This is a genomic window from Thermus islandicus DSM 21543, from assembly GCF_000421625.1.
In the GTDB taxonomy this organism is placed as follows: domain Bacteria; phylum Deinococcota; class Deinococci; order Deinococcales; family Thermaceae; genus Thermus; species Thermus islandicus.
This window is the reverse complement of sequence record NZ_ATXJ01000003.1, coordinates 111707-132048: the sequence shown is the minus strand read 5'-3', so window position 1 is coordinate 132048 and position 20342 is coordinate 111707. Positions and strand designations below refer to the sequence as shown.

Here is a 20342-nt window from a genome sequence, read left to right as displayed (position 1 = left end):
TATACCCTAAAATTTCCTCAGAAAAGCTCCAGGTTCCCTCGGTAGACCCGGCCCGCGGGCCTCCCCTCTTCCCAGAGGGTGAGGTCGGCCCGATGGCCCGGGGCAAGCCGTCCACCGTCCTCCCACCCCGCCGCCCGGGCCGCCCCCAGGGTGTGGGCCAGGAGGACCTCTCCCGGATCCAGGCCCTCCTCCGGCGCCAGGGGGTGGCGGGTGGCCGCCTCCAGGTTCCAGGCGTACTCCGGAGGGGCCACGGGAGCGTCGGAGCCGAAGGCCACGGGGAGGCCCGTAGCCCAAAGGCTCCGGAAGCGGAAGGCCTCCCGAGCGGGCAGCCCATAGGCCCGCACCAGGGCCTGGTCCTGGAGGAGGTGGAGGGGCTGGAGGGAGAGGGCGAGGGGAAGCCCAGCGAAGAGGGGCAAGGCCTCGTCCCGCACGTGCTGTACGTGCTCCAAGCGCAGCAGCAGACCCCTCTCCCGGGCCAGGGGGGCGAGCTCCCGGAAGACCCCCAAGACCCCCTCCACCGCCCGGGTGCCGATGGCGTGCACCGCCAGGGTGAAGCCCGCCCTCAAAGCGGCCTCGCCCTCCTCCCGGATGGCCTCGAGGGGGTCCAGGGGCGTCCCGAAGGTGCCGTCGGGGTAGGGGGCGTGCATCCAAGCAGTCCGGCTCCCCAAGGCCCCGTCGGCGAAGAACTTCACGCCGGCGAGGTGCACCTCGCCGTACCGCCCGGGACGCCGCCCCTGCCAAGCCCCCCGGGGGAGGGCCCACCAGAGCCTCACGGGGAGCTCCATCCCCAGGGCCCAGTCCAGGGCCTCCGGAGGCTCGTAGCCCATGGCGTGGACGGCGGTGTATCCCCGGCGGGCGAAGTCCTTTAGGCCCCGGGCCAGGTCCTCGGGGGAAGGCGGGGGGAGGTGGGGGAAGAGGAGCTCCTGGGCCCGCTCCAAAAGGTAATAGGGCACGCCGTCCCCGTCCCTGAGGAAGCTTCCCCCCTCCGGGGCCGGGGTCTTTGGCCCCAGGCCCGCCCGTTCCGCCGCCCGGCGGTTGATCCAGGCGGCGTGGTGGTCCCGGCTCCTGAGGAAGACCGGGTTTTCCGGGGCTGCCCGGTCCAGGAGGCCCGGGGGTGGGGGCGCGGGGAAGAGGAAGCCCTGCCCCTCCACCCAGGCCCCCGGGGGAAGCCCGAAGGCCCGCTTTGCCACCTCCTCCGCCACCTCCTCGGGCCGGGAGCGCCCAAAGAGGTCCAGCCCCCGAAGGGCCCTTCCCCAGAGGAGGGGGTGGGCGTGGGCGTCCTGGAGGCCGGGGGTGAGGGCCGCAAACCGTCGCCCCCGCCTCCCCGCCTCCACCCGGGCGATCCTCTCCCCTTCCACGAGGAGGCTTTGCCTCCCGTCCGTGAGCCACATGGCCCAAGCTTACCCCGTGTAGCATGGGGGCGTGGAGCGCACCTATCTCTACCGAGGCCGCATCCTGAACCTGGCCCTCCAGGGCCGCTACGAGATCGTGGAGCACAAGCCAGCCGTGGCCGTTATCGCCCTCAAGGAGGGAAGGATGCTCTTCGTGCGCCAGATGCGCCCCGCGGTGGGCCTCGCTCCCCTAGAGATCCCGGCGGGGCTCATAGAGCCCGGCGAAGACCCCCTGGAAGCGGCCAGGAGGGAGCTCGCCGAGGAGGCGGGGCTTACCGGGGACCTCACCTACCTCTTCAGCTTCTACGTCTCCCCCGGCTTTACCGATGAGAAGACCTTCGTCTATCTGGCGGAAAACCTGAGGGAGGAAAGGGCCACCCCCGACGAGGACGAGGCCATAGAGGTGGTATGGATGCGGCCGGAGGAGGCCCTACAGAGGCACCAGCGAGGCGAAGCGGAGTTCTCGGCCACGGGGCTCGTGGGGGTGCTCTACTACCATGCTTTTCTCCGAGGTCGCTGACGTCCCCAAGGGCCCCAAGGTGGTGGCCGTGGGCTCCTTTGACGGGGTCCACCTCGGCCACCAGCACCTTCTGCACCAGGCCCTGGCCGAGGCCAAGGCCCGCCGCCTGCCCCTCCTCGTCTACACCTTTGACCCCCCCACCAAGGTCTTCACCCGGGGGGAGGGGTTCCTCATGGACCTCGAGGAGAAGGTGGAGGCCCTTAGGGCGTTGGGGGTGGAGATGATCCTCGCGGTGCCCTTCAACGCCGAGTTCGCCAGCCGGAGTGCGGAGGCCTTCCTGGAGGACCTGAGGACGCTCGGCGCCGAGGCCCTTTACGTGGGGGAAGACTTCCGCTTCGGCCAGGGCCGGGCGGGGACCCCTGAGGCCCTGGAGAAGGTGGCCCCGGTCCGCCTCGTCCCCCTTCTGGAACTCGGGGGGGAGGCGGTGAAGTCCAGCCGTATCCGGGCCCGGCTAAAGGAGGGCCGGGTGGAGGAGGCCCGCCACCTCCTGGGCCGTCCCTACGGCGCCTACGGGGTGGTGGTGGAAGGGGAAAAACTCGGGCGGAAGCTCGGCTTCCCCACGGCCAACCTGGCCGTCCATCCCCTGAAGGTCCTCCCCCCCGGGGTCTACGCCGTGGAGGCCGAGGGGGCCTTCGGCCGCTACAAGGGGGTAGCGAACGTGGGTACCCGCCCCACCCTAGGGGGCGGGGAAAGGCGGCTTGAGGTGCACCTCCTGGGCTTCTCCGGCGAGCTCTACGGGGAGGAGATGCGGGTGCGGTTCCTCAAACGGATCCGGGAGGAGAGGCGCTTCCCCTCTCCGGAAGCCCTGGCCGCCCAGATCGCCCGGGACGTGGCCGAGGCTCGGGCCTACTTCGGGCTTTAGGCCCCAAAGCGGACGCTTAGCTCTCGTCAAAATAGGTGAGCTTCGGGTGTTTGTTGGCCCGGACCTCGTCCAGGCGGCGGACCGGGGTGGTGTAGGGGGCGTTTTCCAGCCACTCCCTGGGTTTTTTGAGCAGCTCCCCCATGGCCTCGGCGAAGGCCTCGAGGGTTTCCTTGCTCTCGGTCTCCGTGGGCTCCACCATGAGGGCCTCCTTGACGATGAGGGGAAAGTAGACGGTGGGCGGGTGGAAGCCGAGCTCCAGAAGCCCCTTGGCCAGGTCCAGGGCGCGGAAGCCCGGGGGCGGCTGGGCCACGAACTCGTGCATGGTGGGCCCGTCGTAGGGCACCCGGTAGCCCCTCTCCTTGAGAAGCTCCTTCAGGTAGCGGGCGTTGAGCACCGAGAGGGCTGCGGCCTTCTTGAGGCCCTCTAGCCCCAGGGTGCGGATGTAGGCCCAGGCCCGGACCAAGGCCAGGAAGTTCCCGTGGAAGCTCCGCACCCTCCCGATGCTTTTAGGCCGCCCGAAGTCCAGGTAAAACCCCTCCTCCCCCCTCGCCACCAGGGGGACGGGCAGGTAGGGGGCGAGGTGGGCCTTCACCCCCACGGGGCCCGAACCCGGCCCACCCCCACCGTGGGGCACGGTGAAGGTCTTGTGCAGGTTCAGGTGGACCACGTCAAAGCCCATGTCCCCGGGCCTCGCCCAGCCCATGACGGCGTTGAGGTTGGCCCCGTCGTAGTAGAGCTGGACCCCAGCCTCCTTGCAGAGCCGGGCGATCTCCAGGATGCGCCTCTCAAAGAGGCCCAGGGTGTTGGGGTTGGTGAGCATGAGGGCGGCCACGTGGGGACCGAGCTCGCGCTTTAGGGCCTCGAGGTCCACCTCCCCGTCGGGGCCTGAAGGGATCTCCTTCACCTGGTAGCCCGCCATGCTGGCGGTGGCGGGGTTGGAGCCGTGGGCGGAATCGGGAACGAGGACGAGCCGCCTCGCCTTCCCCTCTCCCCGGTCCTCGTGGTAGGCGCGGATGACGAGGATCCCCGTGAGCTCCCCATGGGCGCCAGCGGCGGGCTCCAGGGTGATGGCGTCCATGCCCGTAAGGGCCTTCAGGTACTCCCCGAGCTCCCACATGAGCCTCAAGGCTCCCTGGACCGTCCCCGGATCCTGGTAAGGGTGGAGGGGATGGAAGAGCCTCGCCGCCTCCTCGTGGAGCTTGGGGTTGTACTTCATGGTGCACGAGCCCAAGGGGTAGAAGGTGGTGTCCACCCCCACCTGGCGGCGGGAAAGCCCCGTGTAGTGGCGCACCAGGGTGAGCTCGTCCACCTCGGGGAGGCGGGGCGGGGTCTCCCTGAGGTGCTCCTTAGGGAGGAAGTCCTCCGCCCGAGGCGTCCCCTTCACCAGCTTGAGGCCCCGCCTCCCCTTCCGGCTCCGCTCGTAGATCAGGGGGTAGCTCATGCAAGCACCTCCGCCAAAGCGTCCCTTAGGGCCAGGAGGTCCTCCTCCTCGTGGAGTTCCGTGGCGGCGAAGAGGGCAAGCCTCTCGCCGTACTCCCCGGGCACCGGGGTGGCCGCGTGGAGGCCCCGCTCGGCCAAGGCCCGCCGCACCTCCTGAGGATCCCTGGGAAGCCTAAGGACGAACTCGTTGAAGAAGGGCTCGGGGGTGAAGGGCGAAACCCCGGGAAGCTCCAGGAGCAAGGACCGGAGGCGGTGGGCCTGGGCCACCCCCTTTAGGGCCACCTCCCTAAGCCCCTCGGGGCCCAGGGCCGCCAGGTACATCGCCCCCATGAGCGCCGTGAGCTGGGCGTTGGTGGTGATGTTGCTCCTCGCCTTGGCCCGCCTTATGTACTGCTCCCGGGCCTGGAGGGTGAGGAGGAAGCCCCGCCTCCCGTCCACATCCACGGTCTCGGAGACGAGCCTCCCGGGAAGCTGGCGCACGAAGGCCTTTTTGGTAGCCAAATACCCGAAGTGGGGGCCGCCGAAGCCCATGGGCAGCCCCAGGACCTGCCCGTCCCCCACAGCGATGTCGGCCCCCAAGGCCCCCGGGGGCTTGAGGAGGGCGAGGGAAAGGGGGTCGGCCACGGCCACGAAGAGGGCCCCTGCCCGGTGGGCGGCCTCGGCCAGGGGCCTTAGGTCCTCCAGGGCCCCCAGGAAGTTGGGGTTCTGGGCCACCACCGCCCCCACCCCCTCCTCCACCGGGGGCACCGGGGTCCTTCCCCCTTCCAGGGGAAGGGTCCTGAGCTCTGCCCCCACCGCCTCCAGGTAGGCCTGGAGCACCTCCCGGTACTCGGGGTGGACCCCCTGGGAGACCAGCACCCCCATCCTCCCCGTCTCCCGGAGGGCGAGGAGCACCCCCTCGGCCAGGGCGGTGGCCCCGTCGTACATGGAGGCGTTGGCCACCTCCAGCCCCGTGAGCTCGGCGATCATGGTCTGGTACTCAAAGGTGGCCTGCAGGACCCCCTGGCTCACCTCAGGCTGGTAGGGGGTATAGGCGGTGAGGAACTCCCCCCTTAAGGCCAGGGCCTGGACCACCGGGGGCACATGGTGGCTCCGCACCCCCCCGCCCAGGAAGGCCTTGTGGGCAGGAAGGTTCTCCCGTGCCAGGCGCGAAAGCTCTTCCAGCACGGCCCACTCCGGCATGGGCTCGGGGAGGCGGATCTCGGGGTTTACCACCTCCCTAGGCAGGTGGGCAAAGAGGTCTTGCAGGCTCTCCGCCCCCACCCGTTCCAGCATGGCCCGGATCTCCTCCTCCGTGTGCGGCGTGTAGTCCATAGGACCATCCTCCAGCAACGCCCCCAGACCACTGGGCCCGGGGCCACAGAAAGGCCTCCCCTTTCGGGGGAAGGCCAGGGACGGGCCACCCTGCCCCCCTAAACCTCGCCCTCCAGGGCCGTCTGGTAGCCTTGCGCGTCCAGAAGCTCATCCAGGTGCGCCATATCCCGCGGCCGGAGGCGGAAGATCCAGCCCTCCCCATAGGGGTCCTGGTTGATGAGCTCCGGGGTCTTCTCCAGGGCCAGGTTGACCTCCACCACCTCCCCGGCCACGGGGGCGTAGATATCGGAGGCGGTCTTCACGCTCTCCACCACGGCGATGGCCTCGCCCTTCTCCACCTGCCGGCCCACCTCGGGTAACTCCACGTAGACCACGTCCCCCAGGGCGTCCTGGGCGTAGTCGGTGATCCCAACGAGCACCGTGTCCCCCTCGGGCAGGGCCCACTCGTGGGTCTTGGTGTAAAAGCGGTCCTTGGGTATGTCCATAGCGCCTCCTAGCCCCCGCTATTTTAGCGGCACAAAGGGGAGAGGGCTAAGGGCGGCGGGGACCGGCCGCCCCCGCACCTCCACCGCAAAAGGCCCCTCCGCCCCCTCCTCCACGTAGGCCAGGGCGATGCCCTTCTCCAGAAGGGGCGAGTAGCCCCCGCTCGTCACCCGGCCCACGGGGCGTTCTCCCGAAAGCACCCGGTACCCCTCCCTAGGGATCCCCGTCTCCAGCACAAGGCCCAAAAGCCGCTCCCGGCACGGCCGGGCCAGCATCGCCTCCTTGCCGAAGAAGGCCTTCTCCCGCTTCACCACCCAGGCCCAGGGGGTGCAGAGGGGGCTTGTCTCGTCGCTGAGCTCGTGGCCATAGAGGGGGAAGCCCGCCTCGAGCCTAAGGGTGTCCCGGGCCCCAAGGCCACAAGGGGTAGCCCCCGCCTCGAGGAGGGCCAGGAAAACGGCCTCGGCGTCCTCCGGCGCCAGGAAGAGCTCAAACCCGTCCTCCCCCGTGTACCCGGTGCGGGCGAGGCGGGCGGGCCGCCCCGCCACCTGGGCCAAGAAGACGTCGTTCTTCCTCCTCTGGGAGAGGTCCAAGTCGGTGAGCCCCTGGAGGAGCGCCGCCGCCTCCCTGCCCTGGAGGGCGAGGAGGGCGGTCTCCTCGGAGAGGTCCAAAAGCTCCACCCGGAAGCCCTGGGCCAGGGAGCGGAGGTGGGCGAAGTCCTTGGCGATGTTGGCTGCGTTTACCACCATGAGGTAGGCCTCCTCCTCCAGGCGGTAGAGGTACACATCGTCCACCACGCCCCCCCGCTCGTTCGGGAGCATGGAGTACTGGGCCCGGCCCACCTGGAGGCGGCTTGCATCGTTCGCCGTGGCCCACTGGAGGAAGGCCAGGGCCTCCTCCCCCCGGACCAGGAACTCCCCCATGTGGCTCACGTCAAAAAGGCCGGCCTTCCGCCGCACCGCCAGGTGCTCCTCCAGGATGGAGGTGTACTGGAGGGGCAGGAGGTACCCGGCGAAGTTCACCATCCGCGCACCCAGGCGCAGGTGGGCCTCGTAAAGCGGGGTCTTCCTCATGGCAAGGCCATGCTACCCCAAAAGCTCCCGCCTTAAGGCCTCGGCGGAGTTGTCCTCCCGGACCTCCTCCCGCTTGGTGGCCCAGGCCGGAAAGGGGAAGCGGACGAGGAGGGGAACGGGGATCTCGGGCTGGTGGAGGATCACCGCCCCTTGCGGGAGGATGAGGGCCCGCTGGCGGAAGGAGGCGGGGAGGTAGCGGTACTCGGGGCGCTCGGCCTCGGCGGCGTCCAGGCGGCCCACCACCCGGATGGCGGCGTTCCCCACCACCCGCCTTTCCACCTCGCTCGCCGTCTGCTGGGCCCCGATGAGGATGACCCCTAAGGAGCGCCCCCTCTCGGCGATGTCCAGGAGGACGTCCTTGATGGGGCTCTCCTCCTCCCTCGGGGCATACTTGTTGAGCTCGTCCAACACGATGAAGACCCGTCCCCGGTACTGGCCCCGCTCCTTCCTCTCAAAGAGGTCCTTGAGGAGGCTCCCCACCACGAACATCTGGGCCTGGGGGGAGAGCTTGGCCAGGTCCACCACGTGGACCTGCTCTCCCTTCAAGGGGTCCGGGGGGTTTCCGGGCCGGTCCCCCCGGACGAGGTGGGCCACGTTCTCCACGCTGGAGCGCAGCCGCCTTAGGAAGGCCTCGAGGGTCCCTTTGGCCTGGCGGGCGGTCCAGGCCCTGTCCCCCTCCCCCTCCCCGGCCTCGGGGCCCAGGAGCTTGTACTCCAGGTAGCGCACCAGGTCGGCGAAGCTCTTCAGGCGCACCTTCCCCAGGCTCTCAAAGCTCACCTCCGCGGGAAGGTCCTCCCCGGGCCAGTCCTCCACCAGAAGCTGGGGGCCCTTTTGCCCCTCGGCGAGGCGCCGGAGCTTTTCCGTGAGGTGCTGGACCAGAAAGCCCAGGTTGGTCATGAAGCCCCGGTCGGCGAAGAGGAAGGGGAGGAGGCCCCTTTGGCAGAACTGGACCAGGTCCCAGTGGTAGGCCCTTACCCCCTCGAGGCGGGTCTCCAGGTCGGGCACGTACCCGTCCTTCTTGGGCGGGGCCAGGAAGGCCACGCTCTGGAAAGGGGTGGCGGGGAGGCCAAGCCTTTCGTAGGCCCTCCTGGCCTCCTCGGTGAGGCGGGCGTTGGGTTTGTCCAGGAAGAAGAGGTCTTCCCCCTTGACGTTGAAGAGGAGGACCTTGGCCTGGTGGGCGTCCTCGAGGACGCCACTTTCCAGGAGGCTTTTCAAGAGGAAGGTGGCGTAGCTGGTCTTGGCCGCCACCCCGCTGATGCCGGAGATGTTCACGTGGCCCCCCTTCACGCCGTTCAAAAACTCCAGGTTCAGGTAGGCCACCTCCCCGTTCTTCAAAAGCCCCGCAGGGAGCTTGGTGCTCCCCCTTTGATTCCGCATGGCCTCGTAGTAAAGGGCAAGCTCCAGCTCCTCCCCCTGGGCCAAACGGACGGGGGAACCGGGGTCTGGGGGGAGGAACTCCTCGGGGAGGATCCGGGTCACGCTCACGTGGGCCACGTAGGCCAGGCTCACGGGGATCCGCCCCTCCACCGCCAAAAAGGTATCGGTATCGTAGGCCTCCCCCTCGTGGACCTTGGCCACGTGGTCCACCATCCCGAAGTAGCGGACCTGGCCCACCTTGGGGTGAAAGGCCTCCACCACCACCAGGTCGTCCAGCCTCAGGAGGCCTTCCCCTTCCACCCCCACCCAGAACTCCAGGGGGGTGGCCTCCCGCCTGCCGAGGACCACGCCGATCCTTTCCACTACCCACCTCCCAGGTGCTTGGCCAGAAGCCGGCCCACCACCTCCGGGCTTCCCATCCTTCGGGCGAGCTCCCGCTCCAAAGCCCCCACGGGGACGAGGTTCTGGGGGGCCCGGGGGTCCTTCATGGGGTGGGAGGCCAGGAGGGGAAAGAGGCTTAAGGAGAGGTCCGCAAGTTCCGAGAAGGGCCCGGAAAGGGGGGTCTCTACCCGGAGGAGCCCCGCCTGGGGCGGGCGTAGGCCCTCAGGGGGAAGGGGAAGGCGCAGGTACCAGCTGGCCAGCTCCATCCCCTTGCGCCGGACCCGGAAGGCGGGGGTGCGCTCCCCCGGCCTGAGGGCGTAGAGGAGGGCTTCCTCTGGCCCGGGCAGGTAGCGGGCCCAGTGGGTCTTGATGTAGCCGAGAAGGGGGCCCGGCCGAAGGAGGCGCACGGGGCCGTCCACCACGAGAAGCCCCCCGGAAAGCCCCGCGGCCACCTCCCCCTCCAAGGCCTCCCGGGCCCGGGAGAGACCCTCCCGCAAGGAGGCGTAGTCGGCCCCCTGGGCCTCCACGGGCTCGTAGAGGAGTTCCCCCACCCAGAGGGGCTCGGAAAGCCCCACCCCCACCCGGCGGACGGCGTAAGAGAGGAGGGCCATCCGCCCCCCCTGGTGGGCCACCACCCCTGCGGCCACGCAGCCCAAGAGGGCCAGGCGCTCCCCCTGGGCCAAAAGGGCCTCCTCCCGCTCCCTTCCGTCCACGAAGTAAAGGGGCTCGGGCCAAGGAAGGGCCTCCGCCCGCCGGGCCTCCCAGGGCGCCTCCAGGGGCCTGAACCCTTCGGGGTCCGAGGGCGCGGGCCCCTCCGCCTCAGGGGAAGGCCAGGAAGGCCTTAGGGCGAGAAGCCGCCACACGCCCCTAGCTTACCGGGGCTGGGCGGTAGGGGAGGTACTTGGGCTCCCAGAAGCGGCTCTGCACGAAGGCCAAAAGCCCCTCTAGGTCTAACCCCTGGATCCGCTCCTCCTCCGCCACCCCTTCCTCCAGGGCCTTCCGCATCACGCGGGCCGCCACATAGGGGGAAACCTCCCGGAGGTGGGCCACCGGGGGATAGAGGAGTTCCGGAAAGCGCTCCCGGGTGAGGTCGTAGAGGGCGTAGGCGGCCTCGAGGACCATCCCGTCCGTCACCTCCCGGGCCCGGGCGAGGACGGCTCCGAGGCCGAGGCCGGGAAAGACGAAGGCATTGTTCCCCTGGCCCACGGGGATGGTCCTCCCCTTGAAGCCCACCGGGGGGAAGGGGCTTCCCGCCGCCACCAGGGCCCTCCCTTCCGTCCAGTAGACGAGGTCGTCCGGGAGGGCCTCCGTGGCCGAGGTGGGGTTGGAGAGGGGGAAGATGACGGGGCGGGGGGTGTTCTCCAGCATGGCCCGCACCACGGGCTCGGTGAAGCTCCCCCCTTGGCCGGAAAGCCCCAGGAGGACCGTAGCCCGGGCGTTCCGGATGGTCTCCAAAAGGCCCGGGTACTCCCCGGCGAAGCGCCAGCCCGAAAGGCGCTCCTCCCTCTGGGCGAAGGGCCTCTTGTAGGCCTCCATGCCCCGCCCCTCCACGAGAAGCCCCCGGGAGTCCAACACCAGCACGCGGGCCCTGGCCTCCTCCTCGGAAAGCCCCTCCCGGCGCATCCCCTCCACCAGGGCCCAGGCCACCCCGATCCCTCCGGCCCCCGCCCCGTAGACCACCACCACCTGGTCCCGGAGGCGCTCCCCCTTGAGGCGGCAGGCGGAGAGGACCCCGGCGAGGGCCACGGCCCCCGTGCCCTGGATGTCGTCGTTGAAGGAGGGAAGGACCTTGCGGTAGCGCTCCAAGACCTGGAAGGCCGTTTCCTTGCTGAAGTCCTCCCACTGGAGGAGGGCCTTAGGGTAGCGCCTACGCACCGCCTCCACGAAGCGGTCCAGGAACTGGAAGTATGCCTCGCCCCTCAGGCGCTTGTGCCGCACCCCCAGGTAAAGGGGGTCCTGGAGGAGGTCTTCCCGGTCGGTGCCCACGTCCAGCTCCACGGGCAGGGTCTTGTCGGGGCCCACCCCCCCCACGGCCGTGTAGAGGGTGAGCTTGCCGATGCTGATGGCCATCCCTCCGTACCCCTGGTCCCCGAGGCCCAGGATGGCCGAGGAGTCGGTGGCCACGATGAGGCGCACCTCTTCCAGGGGCACGTTCTGGAGGGCCTCGTCAATGCGGTCTATGTTCTTCGTGCTCGCGGTGAAGCCCCGGGGATAGCGGTAGATGTGGGAAAACTCCCGCACCGCCTCCCCCACGGTGGGGGTGTAGAGGATGGGGAGCATCTCCTCCAGGTGGTCCACCAAGAGGGCGTAGAAGAGCACCTCGTTTCGGTCCTGGAGGTGGCGCAGGTAGATATGCTTCTCCAAAGGGTGTTGAATCAAACGGTAGCGTCGGTAAACCCGTTCCTTCTGCTCCTCCAGGGTGCTCACGTGGGGAGGGAGGAGGCCCTCGAGGCCCAAGACCTTTCTCTCCTCCTCGGTGAAGGCCGTCCCCTTGTTGAGGAGGGGAAGCCTAAGGAGGAGAAAGCCCGTGACGAAGGGAAGCAGGTACCGCTCCCCCCTCTCGTCCCGCCTGACGTCGTAGTAGCGGCTAACCGGCATGGCCCATTTTTACCCAGAATCCCTCAATCGGCTCCTGCCTAGCCAACACCAGGGCCCCCCGCGGGCCCAAGCCCGCATCAGACGTTGAAGCCGAACATGCGCAGCATTCGCTTGCCCTCCTCCGTCATCTTTTCGGGGGTCCAGGGCGGGGTCCAGACGAACTCCACGTTCACCCCCTGCACCCCGGGGAGGCGCATGACGGCCATCTCCGCATCGGCCTTCACCATGTCCTGGGCCGGGCAGCCGATGGCGGTGAGGGTCATGGTGACGTCCACCACGCCGTTTTCGTGCACCTCCACGTCGTAGACCAGGCCCAGGTCCACCACGTTCACGGGGATCTCGGGGTCATAGACCACCTTGAGGGCCTCGAGGACCTGCTCCTTGGTGGGCAGGGAGGCGGCCTCCTGACGAACCTCGTCCATGCCCCCAGTATACCCGAGGGGGCGGGAAAGGCCGGGATCAGTCCACGCTGAAGTACCGGGCCTCGGGGTGGTGGACCACGAGGGCGCTCGTGGCGTGCTCCGGGTCCAGCTGGTAGTTCTCCGTGAGGCGGACGCCGATCCGGCCGAAGCCCATGAGCCGGTCCAGCTTGGCCTGGTCCGCGAGGTCCGGGCAGGCGGGGTAGCCGAAGGAGTAGCGGGCCCCCTGGTAGCCCTGCTGGAGGAGCTTCTGAATCTCGGTGGCGTCTTTGTGGGCGATGCCCCACATCTGCCGCATCCTCTTGTGCCAGTACTCGGCCAGGGCCTCGGTCATCTCCACGCTGAAGCCGTGGAGGAAGAGGTAGTCCTGGTAGGCCCCGGCCTCAAAGAGGGCCCGGGCCTTCCTCGAGGGGGCTTCCCCCATGGTGACGAGCTGCACCCCTAAGACGTCCCGCGCCCCCGCCCGGAAGGCCTCAGGGGGCATCCAGGCCTCCTCGTCCCCTAAGGGTTCAGCGAAGCGGGGGCGGAAGTAGTCCACGAGGGAAAGCCCCCCGCCCCGCTGCCTGGGGAAGCGGAAGCTCTCCAGCACCTCTCCCGTTTCCGGGGAGAAGACGAGGAGGGCCTCCCCCTCCCTCGCCACGGGGAAGAAGCCGTAGAGGACCTTGGGCGTAAGCCACCCCTCCTCCCGGGCCTCCTTGAGGAGCCTCTGGAACACGGGCTCCGCCTCCCGCTCCGCCAAGGCCTGCCACGCCTCCCGGGAAAGCCCTTTGCGGCTATACCCCCACTGGCCGCGGTAGAGGGCGAGCTTGTTCACGTAGTGGGCAAGGGTGGCCAGGTCCAGCCCCTCCTCCACCCGCACCCCGAAGAAGGGAGGCCTGGGAATGGAGGGGGCCTGCCCCACGGGGCGGGCGCGGGCCTCCACCTGCGGCTTAGGAGGGGCCTTGGGCCGGGGGGCCCTCCTCGTGAGCTCGGGGGGGGCGTGGCCCGTGAGCTCCTCCATGAGCCTGAGGCCCTCAAAGGCGTCCTCGGCGTAGTAGACGTTGGGGTAGATGCCCCTGAGCTCCTCCACGTAGCTCCGGGTGAGGGCGGCCCCGCCCAGGATCACGGGAAGGGTGTACCCCCTATCCCGCATGTACTCCAGGTTTTCCTTCATGACCACGGTGCTCTTCACCAGGAGGCCCGACATGCCTAGGGCGTGGGGCCTATGGGCCTCCACCGCCTCGAGCATCTCCTCAATGGGCACCTTGATGCCGAGGTTCACCACCTGGTAGCCGTTGTTGGTGAGGATGATGTCCACCAGGTTCTTGCCGATGTCGTGCACGTCCCCCTTGACCGTGGCCAGGACGATCTTCCCCTTGCCCTCGCCTTTCCTCTCCATGTGGGGCTCCAGGAAGGCCACGGCCCGCTTCATCACCTCGGCGGCCTGGAGGACAAAGGGAAGCTGCATCTTCCCCGCCCCGAAAAGCTCCCCCACCTCCTTCATGCCGGAAAGCAAGGGCCCGTTGATGAGGTCCAGAGGCCTGTGCCCCACCTTCAGGGCCTCCTCCAGGTCGGCCTCGAGGCCCCCCTTCCTCCCCTCCACCACCCGCCTCTTGAGCCTCTCCAGAAGAGGAAGGGCCTGGAAGGCGTCCTCCTTGGCCCCCACCTCCTCCTTGTGGGCCTCAAAGTAGGCCATGAAGGCAAAGAGGGGGTCGTACCCCTCCCGCCTGCGGTCATAGACGAGGTCCAGGGCCAGGGCGTAGGCCTCCTCGGGGATCTCGTGAATGGGCAGGATCTTCCCCGCGTCCACGATGGCCGCGGTGAGGCCCCTCTTCCTCGCCTCGTCCAGAAAGACGGAGTTCAAAACCCGCCTCGCCCGGGGCTTGAGCCCGAAGGAGACGTTGGATACCCCCAGGATGAACCCCACCCCGGGGAGCCTCTCCTTTAGCTCCTCCATGGCGAGGAGGGTCTCCTTGGCCAGGGGGCGGCTCTCCTCGTCCCCTTGCGTGATGGGGAAGGTGAGGAGGTCAAAGAGGAGGTCCTCGGGACGGAAGCCGTGGTGCTCCGTGAGGCGCTCGTACATCCTGAGGGCGACCCGTACCTTCTCCTCCCGGGTCTTGGCCATCCCCTTCTCGTCAATGGCGAGGACCACCAAGGCCGCCCCGTGGGCCTTGGCCAGGGAGGCGATGCGGTCAAACTTGGGTAGCCCCTCCTCCAGATTGGCCGAGTTGAGGAGGACCCGGCCCGGAAGGTGCTTCAGGGCGAGCTCCATGGCCTCGGGGGAGGTGGAGTCCACCATAACGGGCACGGTGACCGTGGTGGCCAGGTGGGGAAGGAGCCAACGTAGGTCCTCCAGCTCGTCCCGCCCCGTCCAGGCCACGCTCAGGTCCAGGGCATGCGCCCCCTCCTCCACCTGCTCCCGGGCGAGGGCGAGGAGGCCCTCGAGGTCCCTCTTAAAGAGCATCTCCCGGAAGCGCTTGCTCCCGGTGGCGTTGAGCCTTTCCCCCACCAGGAGGAGGCTTGCCTCCTGCCGCAAGGAAACCGCCTGGTAGAGGGAGGCCACCTGGGGCGGGAAGGCCTCGGGACGCCTGGGGGCAGGAAGCCCCTTCACCGCCTCCGCCACCCGCCTTATGTGCTCTGGGCCCGTGCCGCAGCACCCCCCCACGGCGTTCACCCCATACTCCAGGGCGAACTTCCGGTGCCAGCGGGCGAGCTCCTCGGGGGTGAGGTCGTAGACCACCCTTCCCCCCTCGTTCCGGGGCAGGCCGGCGTTGGGGAGGCAGGACACGAAGCGGGTGCTGTGTTCGGCAAAGTAGCGAATCTTGCGGTCCATGAGGTCGGGTCCCGTGGCGCAGTTCATCCCCACCACGTCCACGGGCAGGCTCTCCAGGGCGGCAAGGGCCGCCTGCTCATCCGTCCCCACCAGCATGGTGCCCGTGGCCTCGAGGGTCACCTGGACCTGGAGGGGCACCTCCCGCCCAAGCTCGGCCATGGCCTCCCGCACCGCCAGCACCGCACAGCGCACCTGGAGGATGTCCTGGGCCGTTTCCAAAAGGATCAGGTCCACCCCGCCCCTTATAAGCCCCCTCGCCGCCTCCTTGTAGGCCCGGTAGAGCTCGTCCCAGGAGATCTGCCCCAGGGAGAGGAGCTTGGTGCCCGGGCCCAAGGCCCCGGCCACGAAGGCCCCGTAGGCCTCTGCCGCCTCCCGGGCGAGCCTCGCCCCCAGGTAGGCAAGGGCCTCGGCCTCCTCCTCAAGGCCGTACTCGGCGAGGACGTGGCGGAGCGCCCCGAAGGTGTTGGTCTCTATGACCTCGGCCCCGGCCTCGAGGTAGGCCAGGTGGACCTCCCGCACCACCTCGGGCCGCGTCCGGTTGAGGACCTCGGGGCAGCCGAAGTAGGCCTCCCCGCCGTAGTCCTCCGGGGTAAGGTCCCGCTTCTGTAGCTCCGTTCCCATGGCCCCGTCAAAGACCAGGACCCGCTCGGACAGGGCCTGAAGGTAGGGGAACTTGCGGGCCCGGGCCTCCTTGTTGTATCCCAGGCGGACAAGGGGCCCATCCCCCCACCCCGCCCCCCCCAGGTGGTGGCGGCAGCCGGGACTGCAGGCGTGGACCTCCACCATATCCCGCTAGTGTAGCGAAAAGGGAGGGGCTATGCTAGCCCCATGGACCCCTTCGGCATCCTCTACACCGACCTTTACCAGCTCACCATGGGGCAGGTCTACTTCCGGATGGGCCTCCACGAGCGGGAAGCCCTCTTTGAGGCCTTCTACCGCAAAAACCCGGACTACGGGGCCCACCAGGCGGGCTACACCGTCTTCGCCGGGCTGGACCCCCTCCTTTCCTGGATGGAAACCGCCCGCTTCGGCGAGGAGGAGCTTGCCGCCCTCCGCGCCCTCAAAAGCCGCTCCGGAAAGCCCCTCTTCGCCGAGGACTACCTGGCCTACCTCCGGGGGATGGGCGGCTTCTCCGGCCTCACCTTGCGGGCCCTCCCCGAGGGGCGGGTGGCCCACCCCCAGGTGCCCCTGGTGAGCGTGGAGGGCCCCCTCCTCCAGGCCCAACTCCTGGAGACCGCCCTCCTGAACCGCCTGAGCTACGAGACCCTCATCGCCACCAAGGCGAGCCGGGTGCGGGAGGCGGCGGGGGAGGCGGTGGTCTTAGAGTTCGGCCTCCGCCGGGCCCCGGCCAAGGGGGGGGAGAGCGCCACCCGGGCGAGCCTCATCGGGGGGGCGAACCGCTCTAGCGCCGTGAGCCTCTCCCACCTCCTGGGCCTTCCCGCCTCCGGCACCCACGCCCACAGCCTGGTCCAGGCCTTCCTGGCCCTGGGCCACTCCGAGGAGGAGGCCTTCCAGGCCTTCGCCGAGGTCTTCCCCGACGACACCATCCTCCTCCTGGACACCGTGGACACCCTTCACTCGGGCCTGCCCCACGCCCTCCGGGTCTTTGAGCGGCTGAGGAGGAAGGGGCACCGGCCCGTGGGGGTGCGGATTGACTCCGGAGACCTGGCCTATCTCGCCATCCAGGTGGCGAAGGAGCTGGACCGGGCGGGCTTTTCCGAGGTCCTGATCGTGCTTTCCGGGGACCTGGATGAGCTCGTGATCTGGCAGATCAAAAGCCAGATCCTGGAGGAGGCCCCCCGCTACGGGGTGGACCCCGACCGCCTCCTAAGGCGCCTGGTCTACGGGGTGGGGACGCGGATGGTGGTCTCCTGGGGAGCCCCGGCCCTGGGGATGGTCTACAAGCTGGTGGCGGTTCGGGAGGACGGCGCCTGGGCTCCGGCCATGAAGGTCTCGGACTCCCTGGAAAAGGTCCTGAACCCGGGGCACAAGAAGGTCTTTCGGGTCTACGACGAGCGGGGCCTCGCCACCGCCGACCTCCTGGCGCTGGCGGAGGAGGAGGTGGGGGAGGAAAGGCCCCTCGCCCTGCACCACCCTTCGGACCCCGCGAAGCGCCGCACCCTCAGGCCCGGGACCTTTGCCCTCGAGCCCCTTCTGGAGGAGGCCTTCCGGGGCCGACGGCTTTTTGCTCCCCTATCCCTAGAAGTGCTCCAGGAGAGAAGGCGCAAAGACGTGGCCCGGCTAGACCCTGGGGTGCGCCGCCTGGTGAACCCCCACGTCTACCACGTCTCCCTCACGGAGAAGCTCTTCGCCCTGAAGGAGGCGCTTTTGCGGAAGCTAGAAGAGGCCTGAAGCCTCCCTTTGGCCCTCAGGAAGCCTGGCGGAGCCTCGCCTCCTCCAGGGCCTTCAGGGGGTTGTCCAGGTGGGGAAGATCAAAGACGAGCTCCTTCACCCCGCTCCCCGGGGCCTCAAACATCAGGTCCACCATGGCCTTCTCCAGGATGGCCCTGAGGCCCCTCGCCCCCGTACCCCGCTTGAGGGCGCGCCTCGCCACCTCCTTGAGGGCCGCCTGGGTGAAGCGGAGCTCAATCCCCTCCATGCGCAAAAGCTCCTGGTACTGCTTCACTAGGGCGTTTTTGGGCTCGGTGAGGATGCGCACCAGGTCGTCCTCGGAAAGGGGATGGAGCTGGACGATGAGGGGGGCCCGGCCCACGAACTCAGGGATCATGCCGAACTTGATGAGATCCTCGGGGATGACCTCCAAAGACTCCTCCCTCTCCCGCTCCCGGCCCCCGGTGAAGCCGATGGACGTGCGGCCCGTCCGGGCCTTGACGATCTGCTCCAGCCCCTCAAAGGCCCCGCCCAGGATGAAGAGGATGTTTTTGGTGTTCACGGGGATGAACTCCTGGTGGGGGTGCTTCCTCCCCCCTTGCGGGGGCACATTGGCGATGGTGCCCTCAATGATCTTGAGGAGGGCCTGCTGCACCCCCTCCCCGGAGACGTCCCGGGTTAGGGAGGGGTTTTCCGACTTGCGGGCGATCTTGTCAATCTCGTCAATGTAGACGATGCCCATCTCCGCCCGCTCCACGTCAAAGTCGGCGTTCTGGAGGAGGCGGAGGAGGACGTTCTCCACGTCCTCCCCCACGTACCCGGCCTCGGTGAGGGTGGTGGCGTCGGCGATGGCGAAGGGGACCTCGAGGAAGCGGGCCAGGGTCTCGGCCAAGAGGGTCTTGCCGGTGCCGGTGGGCCCGATGAGGAGGATGTTGGACTTGCCGATCTCCGCCTCGGGGTGGAGAAGGCGCTTGTAGTGGTTGTAGACGGCCACGGAGAGGGCGCGCTTGGCCGCCTCCTGCCCCACCACGTACTGGTCCAGGTGGGCCTTGATCTCCTGGGGCCTGGGCAGGCGGCTCGGCCCCTTGGGCTTCTCCCCCCGGCGGAGGAGCTCCTCCGCCCGGGCCACGCAGTCCTCGCAGATGTAGACGTCCTCTATGGGGCTTTCCAAAAGCCTCCCGGTTTCCGGGGGGCGGAGGCCGCAGAAGCTGCAGTAGGGCCTAGGCTTCCTCACGGCTCACCACCTGGTCAATGAGGCCGTACTCCAGGGCCTCCTGGGCCGAGAGGTAGTAGTCGCGGTCCGTGTCCCTTTCCACCCTCTCCAGGGGCTGGCCGGTGTGCTTGGAGAGGATCTCGTTGAGGAGCTTCTTGGCCTTGAGGATTTCCTGGGCCTGGATGGCGATGTCGCTCGCCGTGCCCCGGACCCCGCCCCAGGGCTGGTGGATCATCACCTTGGAGTGGGGCAGGGCGTAGCGCCGCCCCTTCTCCCCCGCGGCCAGGATGACCGCGGCCATGCTGGCCGCCATGCCGATGACGATGGTGGAAACGGGAGCCCGGACGAACTGCATGGTGTCGTAGATGGCGAGGCCCGCGTCCACCTCTCCTCCGGGGGAGTTGATGTAGAGGCGGATCTCCTGGTTGGGGTTCTGGGCGTCCAGGAAGAGGAGCTGGGCCACGATGGTATTGGCCACTTGAGCGTCAATGGGGGTGCCCAGGAAGATGATGCGGTCCTTGAGGAGGCGGGAGTAGATGTCGTAGACCCGCTCGCCGCGGGCCGTCTGCTCGATGACGTAAGGGATCACCATACCGCCTTTCATTCTAACGGCAGGCCCAGGGGGAAAACCCCCCTGGGCCACCATGGAGGGCCTCAGGAAAGCCTCGCCACCGCCTCCCGGAGGGCCTTGTCCTGCAGGTAGGCGGCCCTCAACCGGGAAAGGCCCGCCCTGCCCAGCTCCTCCTGGAGTTGCTGCGGGGTCATTCCCTGGGAGCGGGCCACCGCCTGGAGGTAGGCCTGCCACTCCTCCTCGCTCACCTCCGGGGAAAGCTCCTCGGCGAGCTTCTCCCTGGCCAAGGCCCGCCTCACCCGCTTCAGGGCCTCCTGGCGGAGCTCTTCCTTGAACTTCTCAAGCTCCCCCTTCTCCTCCAGGGCCTTCAGGTAGGCCTCCAGGCTTACCCCCTGGGGGTAGAGGTCCTCGGCCAGGTGCTCCAGGAGGTGGCGCTCCTCCGCCTCCACCAGGGAGGGGGGGATCTCCGCCTCCAGCCCCTCGGCCAGCTTCTCCAGAAAGGCCCGCTCCCTGGCCTCCTGGTAGGCGCGCTCCGCCTGGCGCTTTAGGCTTTCCCGCACCCTGGCCTTGAGGTCCTCGAGGCTTTCCGCCTCCAGGGTCTTGGCGAACTCATCGTCCAGCTCGGGGAGCTCCAGGGCCTTGACCTCGAGGATCTCCGTCCGCACCTCCCGCACCTTCTCCCCCCTCTCGTTGAGGACGGGGACCAAGACCACCTCCCCGGCCTTCCGGCCGAGAAGGGCCTCCCGCACGTGGGGAAGGGCTTTGGCGAGGTCAATGGGGAACTCCAGACCCTCCTCCGTGCGCACGAAGACGTGGTCCTTCTCCTGGACCTCCCGCTCCACGGGCACGAGCTCCGCATAGCGCTGGCGGAGCTCTTGAAGGGCCCTTTCCACCATCTCCTCGGTGACCTCGGGGGCGGGTACCTCCAGGGTAAAGCTGCGCCAGTCGGGCAGCCTCACCTCGGGGTAGTTCTCCACCTCGGCCACGTAGCGGAACCCCTCGCCTTCCCTAAGCTCCTCCTCCACCACCCGGGCGGCCACGGGGGAAAGGCCGAGCTCCCTTACCGCCTTGGGGTAGGTCTCCTCCACCAGCCGCTCCTTGAGGTCCGCAAGAAGCCCCTCCCGCCCCAGGCGGGCCTCCACCACCTTAAGGGGGGCCTTACCCGGACGGAAGCCCGGGATCCTCACCCTCTGGGCCAGCTCCTCCAGCATGGCCCGGTAACGGGCCGCCACCTCTTCCGCCGGGACCTCCACCCGGACCTTCACCCGATAGCCGGAACGCTCCAGGATCTCCGCCACGCCTCACCTCGCGCTAAGGCAAGGGCCCCGCCCTTGTGGTGCGAGGAGCGGGACTTGAACCCGCACGGGTTACCCCACCGGATCCTAAGTCCGGCGCGTCTACCGGTTCCGCCATCCTCGCGAGGAGGGCGAGGCCCCCCTTTAAAATACCACCCCTTTCGGGGTGGCGGGTTGGGGTGAGCGATGGGACTTGAACCCATGACCCCCGGATCCACAGTCCGGTGCTCTGACCAGCTGAGCTACGCTCACCGCGCTCAGCATC

Annotated in this window: 16 protein-coding genes and 2 tRNA genes; 3 read left to right on the top strand and 15 right to left on the bottom strand. The window is 68.7% G+C overall.

What is annotated here, in order from left to right; translation table 11 throughout:
- Positions 1 to 17 precede the first annotated feature (17 nt).
- Positions 18 to 1391, bottom strand: coding sequence for an amidohydrolase (locus H531_RS0104525; RefSeq protein ID WP_022798174.1), 1374 nt, complete (start codon positions 1389 to 1391; stop codon positions 18 to 20).
- Positions 1392 to 1422: 31 nt separating this feature from the next.
- Between H531_RS0104525 and H531_RS0104520 the strand changes: the two genes are divergently transcribed.
- Both H531_RS0104520 and ribF read left to right on the top strand, forming a co-directional pair.
- On the top strand, positions 1423 to 1911 hold the full coding sequence (locus tag H531_RS0104520; protein WP_022798173.1) for an NUDIX hydrolase: 489 nt from the start codon (positions 1423 to 1425) through the stop codon (positions 1909 to 1911).
- On the top strand, positions 1889 to 2773 hold the full coding sequence (ribF, locus tag H531_RS0104515) for a riboflavin biosynthesis protein RibF (protein WP_022798172.1): 885 nt from the start codon (positions 1889 to 1891) through the stop codon (positions 2771 to 2773). Before H531_RS0104520 ends, ribF begins: the two co-directional genes overlap by 23 nt.
- A gap of 16 nt (positions 2774 to 2789) precedes the next feature.
- Here ribF and gcvPB read toward each other — a convergent pair whose 3' ends face one another.
- The 9 genes from gcvPB to metH form a co-directional block, all read right to left on the bottom strand.
- Positions 2790 to 4214, bottom strand: coding sequence for an aminomethyl-transferring glycine dehydrogenase subunit GcvPB (gcvPB, locus tag H531_RS0104510; protein ID WP_022798171.1), 1425 nt, complete (start codon positions 4212 to 4214; stop codon positions 2790 to 2792).
- Complete coding sequence (gcvPA, locus tag H531_RS0104505; protein ID WP_022798170.1) at positions 4211 to 5527, bottom strand: aminomethyl-transferring glycine dehydrogenase subunit GcvPA; 1317 nt, start codon at positions 5525 to 5527, stop codon at positions 4211 to 4213. The genes gcvPB and gcvPA overlap by 4 nt, the downstream gene beginning before the upstream one ends.
- 98 nt (positions 5528 to 5625) lie before the next feature.
- The gene (gene gcvH, locus H531_RS0104500) at positions 5626 to 6012 is read right to left on the bottom strand and encodes a glycine cleavage system protein GcvH (protein WP_022798169.1); all 387 of its coding nucleotides are present in this window, start codon (positions 6010 to 6012) and stop codon (positions 5626 to 5628) included.
- An 18-nt stretch (positions 6013 to 6030) separates the two neighbouring features.
- Positions 6031 to 7080, bottom strand: a complete 1050-nt coding sequence (gene gcvT, locus H531_RS0104495; protein WP_022798168.1) for a glycine cleavage system aminomethyltransferase GcvT — start codon at positions 7078 to 7080, stop codon at positions 6031 to 6033.
- A 12-nt stretch (positions 7081 to 7092) separates the two neighbouring features.
- Entirely contained in the window at positions 7093 to 8820 is a 1728-nt protein-coding gene (locus tag H531_RS0104490) for an ATP-binding protein (protein WP_022798167.1), read from the bottom strand.
- Complete coding sequence (locus tag H531_RS0104485) at positions 8820 to 9701, bottom strand: DNA double-strand break repair nuclease NurA (protein ID WP_022798166.1); 882 nt, start codon at positions 9699 to 9701, stop codon at positions 8820 to 8822. Before H531_RS0104485 ends, H531_RS0104490 begins: the two co-directional genes overlap by 1 nt.
- Positions 9702 to 9705: 4 nt before the next feature.
- Entirely contained in the window at positions 9706 to 11436 is a 1731-nt protein-coding gene (locus tag H531_RS0104480; protein ID WP_022798165.1) for an NAD-dependent malic enzyme, read from the bottom strand.
- A gap of 77 nt (positions 11437 to 11513) precedes the next feature.
- On the bottom strand, positions 11514 to 11858 hold the full coding sequence (locus H531_RS0104475) for a metal-sulfur cluster assembly factor (protein WP_022798164.1): 345 nt from the start codon (positions 11856 to 11858) through the stop codon (positions 11514 to 11516).
- Between the two features lie 37 nt (positions 11859 to 11895).
- On the bottom strand, positions 11896 to 15453 hold the full coding sequence (gene metH, locus H531_RS0104470) for a methionine synthase (protein ID WP_022798163.1): 3558 nt from the start codon (positions 15451 to 15453) through the stop codon (positions 11896 to 11898).
- 42 nt (positions 15454 to 15495) lie between these two features.
- Between metH and H531_RS0104465 the strand changes: the two genes are divergently transcribed.
- Positions 15496 to 17019, top strand: a complete 1524-nt coding sequence (locus H531_RS0104465) for a nicotinate phosphoribosyltransferase (protein ID WP_022798162.1) — start codon at positions 15496 to 15498, stop codon at positions 17017 to 17019.
- A gap of 16 nt (positions 17020 to 17035) precedes the next feature.
- On the opposite strand, the gene clpX is transcribed toward H531_RS0104465, so the two are convergent.
- From clpX to H531_RS0104440, 5 genes are all read right to left on the bottom strand, one after another.
- A complete protein-coding gene (gene clpX, locus H531_RS0104460; RefSeq protein ID WP_022798161.1) occupies positions 17036 to 18232 on the bottom strand; it encodes an ATP-dependent Clp protease ATP-binding subunit ClpX in 1197 nt (398 codons plus the stop codon).
- Positions 18219 to 18803 carry an ATP-dependent Clp endopeptidase proteolytic subunit ClpP gene (gene clpP, locus H531_RS0104455; protein ID WP_028490646.1) on the bottom strand — a complete coding sequence of 195 codons (585 nt, stop codon included), beginning with the start codon at positions 18801 to 18803 and terminating at the stop codon, positions 18219 to 18221. The genes clpX and clpP overlap by 14 nt, the downstream gene beginning before the upstream one ends.
- A gap of 62 nt (positions 18804 to 18865) precedes the next feature.
- Positions 18866 to 20080 (bottom strand): trigger factor, encoded by a 1215-nt coding sequence (tig, locus tag H531_RS0104450; RefSeq protein WP_022798159.1) that lies wholly within the window; start codon positions 20078 to 20080, stop codon positions 18866 to 18868.
- Positions 20081 to 20116: 36 nt separating this feature from the next.
- Positions 20117 to 20201, bottom strand: a tRNA-Leu gene (locus tag H531_RS0104445).
- 51 nt (positions 20202 to 20252) lie between these two features.
- Positions 20253 to 20329: transfer RNA gene (locus tag H531_RS0104440), tRNA-His, on the bottom strand.
- Between the last annotated feature and the right edge of the window lie 13 nt (positions 20330 to 20342).